Origin of the sequence: Thiolapillus sp. (genome assembly GCF_048562965.1) — a bacterium.
Classification (GTDB): Bacteria; Pseudomonadota; Gammaproteobacteria; order Chromatiales; family Chromatiaceae; genus Thiolapillus; species Thiolapillus brandeum_A.
The window spans coordinates 1-1,124 of record NZ_JBHNMF010000926.1; the positions used below are offsets into that span (position 1 = coordinate 1).

Consider the following 1,124-nt stretch of genomic DNA (forward strand, 5'->3'; position numbering starts at 1 on the left):
CAAAATGAAGAACCACTTGGCCAGCCTCTTCCTGGACACTTCTCCGTTGGAGTTGTGCTGGCGGCTATTACAACGCATGGCCGATGCAGTGGAAGCGGTGCGACCAGGACGCAAGCTCCCACGAAACATGAAAAAAATCCCTGTTCCAGGGTTTCAGATGCAGTACCGGCGCACCCGGTAAGGAGCTTAAGTTAATGGCATTGTGCCTATGCCGGATGAGAATAGTGAAGACGAAAATCCATAGTAATATTTCATGCATGAATATGCACGTGATAGTGCTTTGAGGATTGGGTTATGAGTAATGAAATAGACAAGGCTATTGCCATACCGACAAAACAGTTCTTCGTATCGATGCTGACACGAGACATCAGTTTGGCAGACGCCATATTGGATTTGGTCGATAACTGCTTGGATGGTGCTCTTCGTTGTGCCAATGGCGGTGAGGTCGATTACTCGCAACATCGAGTATCGATAGAGTTGAGCGAAGAGCGCTTCATTATACAGGACAACTGCGGTGGCATACCGCGAGAGATAGCCAAGAATTACGCGTTCAAGATGGGGCGTGAGACTGACGATGATCGTGATTTGGAAAGTGAGACGATCGGAATGTACGGGGTTGGGATGAAGCGTGCGATATTCAAGATGGGTAGAGAAGCCATCGTGCGAACCCTGTATGAAGGAGATGCATTCGAGGTGCCAATCAGCTCTGCGTGGCTCGACAACAAGGATTGGGATCCGCTACCGATCTTGGATGCCGGACCAGATGCTCGGCTTGATGAAGCAGGAACATCTATTGTGGTTACTGACCTGTACCCAGGTGTATCCAAACATTTTGAGCATGAGTCGTTCGTAAATGATTTAAGGGCGTCCATTGCGGAACATTTCACGATGTTCCTGCAGCGAGGCCTGTCCATATTGGTTAATGGCAATCCCATTGAGCCAGTTCGTGTTGAAGTACTTGTTACTGATGGCAAGGAAGGACCTGCTCCCTATGTGTTCCAGAAGGAGATAGAGGGCGTCACTGTTTCCATCACTGTTGGATTGAATACGGGGCGTGGGTTGGCAGAGGACGAGGATGAACCGGAGTTCGAGCGCGATAGGTCTTCGACTACCGCTGGTTGGAC

Annotated in this window: 1 protein-coding gene; it reads left to right on the forward strand. The window is 49.6% G+C overall.

The annotated features are described in order from the left end of the window. Positions 1–294: 294 nt before the first annotated feature. Positions 295–1,124, forward strand: an 830-nt coding sequence (locus tag ACOCD2_RS21235) for an ATP-binding protein (protein ID WP_419626056.1), incomplete at its 3' end; no start/stop codon positions are given.